5 protein-coding genes and 4 pseudogenes are annotated in these 9,899 nt (G+C 67.6%); 5 read left to right on the forward strand and 4 right to left on the reverse strand.

Annotated elements, in window-relative coordinates:
* Positions 1 to 293 precede the first annotated feature (293 nt).
* From AB0D12_RS38050 to AB0D12_RS38060, 3 genes and pseudogenes are all read right to left on the reverse strand, one after another.
* Positions 294 to 1,668 (reverse strand): annotated as a pseudogene (locus tag AB0D12_RS38050) (IS1380 family transposase).
* 119 nt (positions 1,669 to 1,787) lie between these two features.
* Positions 1,788 to 2,699, reverse strand: a complete 912-nt coding sequence (locus AB0D12_RS38055; protein WP_362693752.1) for a DMT family transporter — start codon at positions 2,697 to 2,699, stop codon at positions 1,788 to 1,790.
* Between the two features lie 346 nt (positions 2,700 to 3,045).
* Complete coding sequence (locus tag AB0D12_RS38060) at positions 3,046 to 3,648, reverse strand: NAD(P)H-dependent oxidoreductase (protein ID WP_362693755.1); 603 nt, start codon at positions 3,646 to 3,648, stop codon at positions 3,046 to 3,048.
* Positions 3,649 to 3,802: 154 nt separating this feature from the next.
* Here AB0D12_RS38060 and AB0D12_RS38065 point away from each other — a divergent pair.
* The 3 pseudogenes from AB0D12_RS38065 to AB0D12_RS38075 all read left to right on the forward strand — a co-directional run.
* Positions 3,803 to 4,177: pseudogene (locus AB0D12_RS38065) on the forward strand (helix-turn-helix transcriptional regulator); the annotation flags it as partial.
* Between the two features lie 189 nt (positions 4,178 to 4,366).
* Positions 4,367 to 5,583: pseudogene (locus AB0D12_RS38070) on the forward strand (RNA-guided endonuclease TnpB family protein).
* A gap of 18 nt (positions 5,584 to 5,601) precedes the next feature.
* A pseudogene (locus tag AB0D12_RS38075) lies at positions 5,602 to 6,081 on the forward strand (transcriptional regulator); the annotation flags it as partial.
* Positions 6,082 to 6,115: 34 nt separating this feature from the next.
* Here the strand turns inward: AB0D12_RS38075 and AB0D12_RS38080 are convergent.
* Positions 6,116 to 6,523: a hypothetical protein gene (locus AB0D12_RS38080; RefSeq protein ID WP_362693758.1), complete on the reverse strand. Its 408-nt coding sequence runs from the start codon at positions 6,521 to 6,523 to the stop codon at positions 6,116 to 6,118.
* Between the two features lie 630 nt (positions 6,524 to 7,153).
* Between AB0D12_RS38080 and AB0D12_RS38085 the strand changes: the two genes are divergently transcribed.
* Together AB0D12_RS38085 and AB0D12_RS38090 are read left to right on the forward strand one after the other, a co-directional pair.
* Entirely contained in the window at positions 7,154 to 9,670 is a 2,517-nt protein-coding gene (locus AB0D12_RS38085; protein WP_362693761.1) for a Pls/PosA family non-ribosomal peptide synthetase, read from the forward strand.
* 6 nt (positions 9,671 to 9,676) lie between these two features.
* Positions 9,677 to 9,899: hypothetical protein (locus AB0D12_RS38090; RefSeq protein ID WP_362693764.1), on the forward strand; the 223-nt coding region annotated here is incomplete at its 3' end.

The raw sequence follows: 9,899 nt of genomic DNA on the forward strand, positions 1-9,899 counted from the left end.
CAGTGCTGGCTGATGCATCGGGCCAACAGAACCCGCGTCTGTCATCAGAGGTAGAGGCTGCCAGTTGGAACAGCGAGAGGGCGCCAGCCACCACATTTAGGGTGGCGCCCTCTTTCGCGTCTGCCTCTAGCCTCGATCTTTCGTGACGGCTTTTCAGGTCAACTGGCAGGCCGTTTCGGCTTGTTGGGCGGTCGCGGGCAGGGGTCGTGCCCGGCTGCCGCGTCGGGTGGGCGCCGGGTTCCACGGCTCCGGGGTGATGGTGGGGGTCGTTGGGGCAGGGACATGTGCACTGGTCAGCCGGGGTTCGGAAGGGCAGTGAGCCGTGTCAGGGCGTCGGTGATCACGTCGGTCCAAGGCCAGTGCGCGGCGAGGCGGAGGATGCGGCGGCGGCCAGTGGTGACGAGTTGGGCGGCGGCTGAGAAGAGGCGAAGCCGGCGGCGGCGGGGCTCCCACCTGCGGGCTTTTCCGGTCAGGGCGAGCATGGGCATCCAGGCCAGCAGATCGAGGGCGGTCTGGACGATCTCCAGCCAGATCTGGTTCTGCGCGGTGTCGTGCAGGGCAGGTTGCGCAGGCCGGTCGCGCGGGCGGCACGGATGCGGTCCTCGGCGCGTGCCCGCTGGCGGTGCCGCAGTTCGGGTGCGGCGATCGCGACGCCGGTGGTGTTGGTGGCGAACGCGGTGAGCCGAAGGCCGTCGGCATCCGTGAAGCGCAACTGCGCGCCGGGGTGAGGGCGTTCCTTGCGGACGATCAGCCGCATCCCCTTCGGCCAGCCCTTGAGGACATCGCCGGCCAGTTCGGCGACCCAGGCGCCGTCGCGGATCTCGCCGCCCGGCTCGACGGCCACCGCCCACGCGACGGGCGGGACCTTGAGGACGGCCTCGTGAATGGCGCCGGTGACGGTCATGCCGACCGAGTACGACAGCCGCCTTCCCCGCTGGGCGAGCCAGGCGACGAACTCATGCGTGCCACCTGCGGAGTCGGTACGAATCAGTGTCCGGCGTCCGCGCCGGTACTCGCCGGCAGTTGAGCCAGGGCCAGTTGGGTGGTGGTGATGTGATCGGCGGCGGTGTTGCTGCCCGCGTTGCCCGGCCGCAGCAGACCTGCGACGGGTTCGCCGGATCCCTCCCGGCCGTGGTCGACGAAGGCCATCAGCGGGTGGTGGCCGAAGGTCTTTTTCCAGGTTGCGGTGGCGTCCTGCTTCTCGGAGTGGGCCAGCACGAGGACGCCGTCGATGTCCACGATCACCTGACCGCCGGCATCCGGCGCCGCACCTCCGGCCAACTGCCAGGCTCGCTCGCGTACTTCAGCACGCGCCTGCCGCAGCGCGGTCAGCGCCCGCTGTCCCCCGGACGCGAGGGTGTCGATCAGACGGGAGACCGTCGGATCGAACGCCACCGGACCGAACACGGCCGGCTCTGCCCGCAGCATGCCCACATCGGCCAGGCAGTCGCCACCGAGTGCGACCGCGAGCGCCACATCCAGCAGGATCTTGCCCGGATCGTGCACCGCCCGTGGCCGGCGCCAGGGCGCCAGCGCCGCCGATATCGCCGTGTCCAGGCCGGTCTTGCGGATCGTCTCGACCATCAGCACCGCTCCGGCCTGTGTGACCACCCCGCGCCCCCCGCCCTCAACGCGGACACGCGGATAGGGCCCGATACGCTTCTTCACCCGAGAAGTGCTCCTTTGATGACAACGGACAAGACCCTCAGCAAGTCTTATCGTTGCAGGTCAGGAGCACTTCTTGCGTTCGCGATCAAGTGACGGACGGCCCGCCTCGTGAAAGCGCGTCAGACGTCTGGGCGGGCGCCGCGTGTGGCGCCCGCCGATGCGGCCACCACGCACAGCACCGCGATCCACTGCGACCAGTGCAGCGACTCCTGGAGCACGATGAGGCCGATGAGGGCCGCCATGGCTGGTTCGAGGCTCATCAGGATGCCGAACACGCGCGGTGGGATCTTGCGAAGTGCTTCCAGATCCAGCGAGTACGGGATCACTGACGACAACAGTGCCACGCCGAGCCCCGCAACCAGGACCCACGGCTGAATCAGCGCCGTTCCGCTGTCGGCCATGCCGAATGGCACAGCCACCAGTGCCGCGACGGCCATTCCCAGAGCCAGACCATTGCCTTCCGTGGTGTGGCGGCCCAGCGCCGCGCCGACCAGGATGTACAGGCCCCAGCACGTTCCTGCGGCGAGGGCGAACAGAAAACCGACAAGGTTGAGGTCGCCGCGTCCCTCCATCAGCAAGACCACACCGCCTGCCGCGAGCACGGCCCAGAGAGCGTCCAGCCATCGCCTCGCCCCGGCCAGGGCCACCGCCAGCGGCCCAAGGAACTCGATGGTTACCGCGATCCCCAGCGGGAGCCGGGCCAGCGCCTGGTAGAAGCACAGGTTCATCAAGCCGAGAATCACGCCGTAGCTGAGCACTACTGTCCACGTGCGACGATTCATGCGCAGTGACGGCCGCCACAACAGCATCAGCACCGCCGCCGCGAAGAACAGTCGCAATGCGACTGTCCCGAAGCTGCCCACTGCGCTGAACAGGTACTTGGCCAATGCCGAGCCCACCTGAACGCTGACGATGCCGAGCAGTACCAGCGCCGTTGGCGGGATCGCGCCGAAGGTACGTCCGGCCGGCGCGGTCAGGGAGAAGCGGGGGGATGGGACGCGCTTAGTCCTGTCGACGTTCACGGTGGCCACGCGTGGAGTATCGACGATCGGGCGCCGCGCGTCACGCGATTTTTCTTCACCAGGAAAGTGCCTCCGAGGGGGCGGGAACAAGGGCTTAGACAATCCTCTTTCTCGCTGGTCAGAGGCACTTTCTGCTGAGCTGACCACCTGTCGGACAGCCCGCCTCATGAAAGCCCGAGGCTAGTGGTAGGCGGCGTACGGGTACTAGGCACTGTCCGATGGGTCGTGTGACTGTGTCGGCGTCACATCGTTTCGGCCGGTGTGGGGCGCTGTGGGCGTTGGACTCGACTTCCTGCCGCGCCCCTCAGCACGCCGCAGGCGCCCGCACCCTCGCACCGCGCATGACAGTCCTTCCTTACGCGGTGGTGTACGGGCGGTCGCGCCGGGCGTCGTGGAGGACCGAGCCCCACCACAGAAGCTGGTCGAGCAGTACCTTCGCGGCACCATTGGGGCCCTCGGGGTCCCTGAGGATGCCGTCGGGGCTGAAGAGCTCGTAGTACCGAGGGAAGGCGACGTAGTCGCGGACCGTGTGGGCCTGCAACTCGCCGAAGACCTGGCGCAGCTGCTCCATCGCCAGGATGCCGCCGCTCCCCCCGCTGTAGCCGACGAAACCGACCGCCTTGGCCTGCCACTCGGTGTAGTGCCAATCAATGGCGGACTTCAGTGAGGCCGGGAAGCTGCGGTTGTACTCCGGCGTCACCACGACGATCGCGTCGGCCGCCGCGATCCGCCGGGTGAGGCCCGCCATCTCGGCGGGACGGGCCATGTCGGGCTCGAGCGCCGGCGGCACGGGCGGCAGCTCGAGCGGCAGGGGCGTATCCGCGAGATCGACCAGGTCCACCGTGAACTGGCCGTGCTGCACGGCCTGCTCGACGAACCATCGCGCGACTACTGGGCCGAACCGGCCCTCCCTGACGCTGCCGATGATCACCACGAGGTTGAGGGTCTCGCTGGGCATGGCTGTGCTCCTTCTCCGCAAGTCAGTAGGTGACAGGTGACCTCGGTGGTCACGACTCTCAACCTGCCGGGCGGGGCGGAGACCAGGAAGGCCGGGCCGAGACTGGTAGTGGCAGGGCCACGATCCCGGCGGCCGCGCCTGTTACGTTCGCAACGTGAGCGACAACGAGCTGGGCATGTTCCTGCGTATCCGCCGTGAAGCCGTCACACCCGCCGAGGTGGGGCTGCCCACTGGGCCCCGGCGCCGTACGCCGGGCCTGCGCCGGGCCGAGCTGGCCACGCTCGCCGGAGTCAGCGTCGAATACGTGACACGGCTCGAGCAGGGACGCGACTGCCGGCCGTCCGCGCAAGTGCTCTCCGCACTGGCCGACGCGCTACGGCTGACCGCGAGCGAACGCATCCACCTGCACCGCCTCACCAAGGCGGCCGAGGGCGGCTTCACTTGCATGGGCGGCGCGACACCGGCCCGCGCGGTACGCCCCACCGTGTGGGCGCTGCTCGACCGCCTTGAGCCCGCCCCCGCCGTGCTACCGGGACTAATCGCAGTGCGCTGCCTTTAGGGCGGTGGTGAAGCGATTCTCAGGGCTGCTCTGACCCGCAGGTCACAGTGGACGATTCTGCTGCTCGATGTACTGGCGGACGATCGACAACGGGGCAGTGCCGACCTGTGCGAATGTTCTGATACTCAGCCATAAATCAACTGTCGTACGATTGTTGGTGTGCAGCTTCGGTACAGCTTCCGCCTGTGCCCGAACGGTCCGCAGCGCAGCGCGTTGGGGAGGGCGTTCGGGTGTGCGCGGGTGGTCTATAACGATGCCCTGCGGGCTCGTGAGACCGCCCGTGCTGCGGGGCTGCCGTTTGTGACCTCTGCCGAGTTGTCGAAGCAGGTCACGGCAGCGAAGCAGACCGAAGAGCGGGCCTGGCTCGCCGGGGTGTCAGCCGTAGTTCTGCAACAGTCGCTCCGCGATCTGGACACCGCCTACCGGAACTTCTTCGACAGCCTCAAGGGCAAGCGCCCGTGTATGGGTGCGCCCCGCTTCAAGTCGCGGAAGTACAACCGGCATACGGTCCGTTTCACCGCCAACGCCCGGTGGAAGATCACGGCGGGCGGCGATCTGTCGTTGCCGAAGATCGGAGACGTACGGGTCAAGTGGTCTCGTGGCTGCCGTCTGTCCCGTCCACGGTGACCGTGGTCAAGGACGCCGCCGGTCGGTACTTCGCGAGCTTCATCGTGGAGACCGGTACGGGCGAGACGTTGCCCGAGGTGGCACCCGTGGTAGGCATCGACCTGGGGCTGACGCACTTTGCGATCCTCTCCGACGGCACGAAGATCGACAGTCCGCGCTTCCTGCGCCGGGCTGAGAAGAAGTTGAAGAAGGCGCAGCGGGATCTGTCCCGCAAGGCCAAGGGCAGCAACAACCGGGGGAAGGCCCGGGTCAGGGTCGCCCGCGCCCACGCACGGACCGCCGACGCGCGACGCGAGTTCCACCACCAGCTCTCGACGAAGATCATCCGCGAGAACCAAGCGGTTGCAGTGGAAAACCTGGCGGTCAAGGGACTCGCCCGCACCCGCCTTGCGAAGTCCGTGCACGACGCCGGATGGTCGGCGTTCACCCCGATGCTGGAGTACAAGGCCGCCCGGTACGGGCGACAGTTCCACCCCGTCGGCCGCTTCGAGCCGACCTCTCAGGTGTGCTCGCAGTGCGGCGTCAAGGACGGCCCCAAGCCCCTCAACGTCCGCATCTGGACGTGCGGGGAGTGCGGGGCTGTCCTCGACCGGGACATCAACGCGGCGGTCAACGTCGCCAAGGCCGCCGGACTGGCGGTGTCAGCCTGCGGAGCGCGGGTAAGACCGGGACTCGTCCCGGCACAGCGCGAAGAAACAGGAACCCACCGAGACGGTCAAGCGACCGTGGTAGGAATCCCCTCCCTTTAGGGAGAGGAGCGGAAGTCAATCAACCGGCTGAGCGAGATCCTCGCCTGCACCGCAGGTTACGAGCGGCTGGCAGGACCCATGGGTCTGCTGGACGGCAGGCCGCCGAACCTCGCCCGCTTCGTTTTCACCGACGACCGGGCGCGTACCGCCTACCCCGACTGGGACAGCATCGCCGACGAACAAGTCGCCGCCCTCAAGCAAGGGCCGTTCCGGGCGGATCGGCATGTCGCGGCGCTCGCGGACGAGTTGACCGTCACCGCCGGGGCGACGTTCGCCGAGCGCGTGGACACCCTGCCCGGCCTTCCGAAGTCCAGCGGCGTAGCACGGCTGATCCACCCCGAGGCGGGCGAGCTGCGCCTGGCGTACGAAACCCTCGAACTGCCCGCCGACGACGACCAGCGCCTCATGGTCCACCTCTCCGCCGACGACGCCACATCCACCGCACTCGACCGCCTCACCGGCCGCCTGCCGGGCGCGCTGCGCGCAGTGTCCGGCTGACGCGGACGCGGGCCGTGTGGCACGCGAGGTACGGCTACGGGGCCCTGTTGACAGCAGGGCTGCCGTCCGGCTCGGTATTCAAACCCTGACCATCCGCTTCGCGGACGACTTTGACGCCGGGGTCTCGGCCCCCACGCCGGAGGAGTCGGAATCGCTCATCTTCGTCAGCCACGTGGCTCGTGGGAAATCCAAATTGCACGTCCGTGAGCATGCGCAGGATGAACTCGCCCACACCGCAGACGAATCGCTCCCCATCACCGAAGTCATGCTGTACGAGTACCGGCCGGTCGTCCGGGTCGGCCGCCCGTGTCTGCCGGACAAAGTCGATCTCCTTGAAGTCGCTCGGCAGCGACGTGCCGAGGGCGGACTCGGTTGCAGGCCAGTCGACATCGGCCGGCGCATCGGTTCCCAGCCCGCGACGATGCGCAGCTTCTCGACCCATGAGGCGCCCTCTGGAAACCCGGCGGCCGCAGGGTCCCCCACGATTGGCGACAACGATGACCGAACGTGTTCCCTCCGGGCAGGCCAGCGGCAGGAATGGGTGGCTCCGTCGGTCGGTGTGCCGAAGTCCGGCGCGGGGAGGACCGGTGGACCGAACCGGCACGGGGTGTCACACCTAGTAGTGATCGATCAGGCCGTACTCATCCATGGCCTTGGTTCACACCCCAACAGCCCTGGCGGTTCCGGTGGCGGCGTCCGATTCGGCGATCCTCACCTGTTTCTCGGCCCTCCCGGTCACCCTTCCCAGGTGGCGCATGCTCCAGCGGTCGCCGCGTCCGGGCTTGCGGTTGTCCATTCCTCGAGATAGGGGCCGACATGTGAGATAAATACCGAAATGCGCAATCCCTGTAGCCGCGTGTGCCGAATAACAAGTGAGACATCCGTCTGTGGCTCGCGTCGAGCATCCACGGAACCGGATTGGTGAGCCTCCCGACCGGCTCACCGTCCGCGCCCGGAAGGCTACCCGCCGTACGGGTCACACGCTCCGACCTTTGCCCGGGGTGCAGCGCCGGGGCCCGGAACATGGGCCCGTGGTGGCCGGTGGCGGCCGCAACTTCTCCAGGGAGCTCACATGGTCGGAAAATCGGTCGAGGCATTGACCTCCGGTCAGGAGGAGTCCCCACCCCTTCGGGGCGGGTATGCCGAACCGGCCGCAGATACCGAGAGGATCCTCGCCGAGGTGCTGGCTGACGTCGTGTGTGTCGGGCAGGTGTCGGTCGACAGTCACTTCTTCGACGAACTGGGCGCCGACTCGTTGGTGATGGCGCATTTCTGCGCGCGGGTGAGGAAGCGCGCGGACCTGCCGTCGGTATCGATGAAGGATATCTACCGGCATCCGACGATCAGGAGCCTGGCGACGGCGCTGGCGGACTCGGCGCCCTCCTCCCCGGTCGAGCCGTCGGCCTCGGTGTCAGCGGCCCCGGCGGGGATGCCCCAGTACGTTTTGTGCGGCGCGCTCCAGCTCTTGACTTTTCTCGGATACTCCTACGTCCTCGCGCTCGTCACCGCTCGGGGCTACGAGTGGATCTCCGCCGGGTCGGGCGTGATCGACGTCTATCTGCGATCGATCGTGTTCGGCGCTGCAGGCCTTCTGGTTCTGTGCGCTCTTCCGATCCTGGTGAAATGGACCCTCATCGGTCGGTGGAAGCCCCGACAGATCCGCATCTGGAGCCTGGGGTACGTCCGCTTCTGGATCGTCAAGACGCTGGTTCGGTCGGACCCGCTGGTCCTGTTCGTTGGTTCGCCGCTCTACGCGCTCTATCTCAAGGCGCTAGGCGCGAGAATCGGGCGGGGCGTCGCGATCTTCTCCCGGAATATCCCCGTGTGCACCGATCTGCTCGTCATCGGCGACGGCACAGTCATCCGCAAAGACTCGTTCTTCAACTGCTACCGGGCTCGCGCCGGCGTGATCCAGGTGGGCCCGGTCAACCTCGGGAAGGACGTGGTCGTCAGCGAGGCCACCGTGCTCGACATCGAGACCTCGCTGGGCAACGGGGCTCAGCTCGGCCATGCCTCCTCCCTGCACAGTGGTCAGGCTGTGCCTGACGGCGAGCACTGGCACGGGTCACCGGCGCAGCCCACCCAGGTGGAGTACCAGGTGGTGGGCCCGGCCGGCTGCGGTGCCATGAGAAGGGCGACCCACAGCGTCCTGCAGCTTGTGGCCGTGTTGCTCCTGTACGTGCCGCTGGCGGTCGGCGGCGCGGGCATGCTGCTCGCTCTGGCCCCGCAGCTCCGCGCAGTCCTGGAACCGGGGTCTGCAGTCCTCACGAGCTGGACGTTCTTCCTCGACACCCTGGCGGCCTCCGCCGTGCTCTTTTTCGGCGCCGTGCCCCTACTTCTTCTCGTCCTGGCCACTGTCCCCCGCCTGCTCGGCCGGGCCATCACACCTGACAGGGTCTATCCCCTGTACGGCTTCCACTACGGGGTGCACCGGGCGATCGCGTTCGTGACCAACAGGAGGTTCCTGACGCGCCTGTTCGGCGACAGCTCCTGCATCGTCCACTATCTGCGTTTCCTCGGGTACGACCTCTCCAGGATCGAGCAGACCGGGTCGAACTTCGGTACGGAGGTGAGGCACGAAACCCCGTACCTGAGTTCCGTCGGGAGCGGAACGATGGTCGCCGACGGCCTGTCGATCATCAACGCCGACTACTCGAGCACCTCCTTTCGCGTGTCCCGGGCGTCGATCGGAGCGCGCAACTTCCTCGGCAACAGGATCGCCTACCCCTCGCGAGGCAGGACGGGCGACAACTGCCTCCTCGCCACGAAGGTCATGGTCCCCGTCGACGGGGAGATCCGGGAGGGTGTCGGGCTTCTCGGCTCGCCCAGCTTCGAGATTCCGCGATCGGTGCAGCGGGACAGCACGTTCGACGGGTTGAAGAGCGGCGAGAAGCTGCGCAGCCGCCTCACATCCAAGAACAGGCACAATGCCGCCACCATGGGGCTGTTCCTGCTGGTGGGATGGATCCACTTGTTCGGTGTCACCCTGCTCCTCTCGGGCGCCGCGGACCTCTACGCCTCGTTTGGTGCGTCGGCGATCGCACTGGCCTACGTCCTCGTACTTCCGTTCACTGCCGTGTACTTCGTGCTGGTCGAACGTGCCGTCACGGCGTTCCACCCCTTGGGTCCGCTTTTCTGCTCGATCTACGACCTCCGCTTCTGGCGGCGTGAGCGCTTCTGGAAGGTGCCGTCGGAGACATACCTGCGGATCTTCAACGGCACCCCTTTCAAGAACGTGATCTGGCGGCTGCTGGGTGTCCGGCTCGGCCGCAGGGTCTTCGACGACGGCTGCTATCTGACGGAGCGGACGATGGTCGCCATCGGGGACGGCTGCACGCTCAACGCGGGGAGCGTCATCCAGTGCCACTCGCAGGAGGACGGCACCTTCAAGTCCGACCGCAGCACGATCGGCTCCGGCTGCACCCTCGGGGTCGGTGCTTTCGTCCACTACGGCGTGACGATCGGCAACGGCGCTGTGCTCGCCCCCGACTCCTTCCTCATGAAGGGCGAGGTCGTCCCGGAGCACGCGCGGTGGGGCGGCAATCCGGCCCGGCAAATCCGCCGGAACAGCGGCGAGGAGTGGAAGTAGACCACCATGGGAACGCCCGTGAATGCCAACGTGGAGTTCTGGCGCGGTGTGCTCGCCGCCGGCGGGTTCACCGCTGTGCCGCGCTGGAACTGCGCTCCGGTCCCGGTAACCGTGGAGTACGAGGCGGCGATCCCGGACGACGTCGTGGGAGCGTTGTGCCGGCTGGTGGAGGAGCTGGGGGTGCCGCTCAGTTCGGTGCTGCTGGCCGCGCACGCCAAGGTGCTCGCCG

Source organism: Streptomyces sp. NPDC048479, assembly GCF_040651435.1.
Classification (GTDB): domain Bacteria; phylum Actinomycetota; class Actinomycetes; order Streptomycetales; family Streptomycetaceae; genus Streptomyces.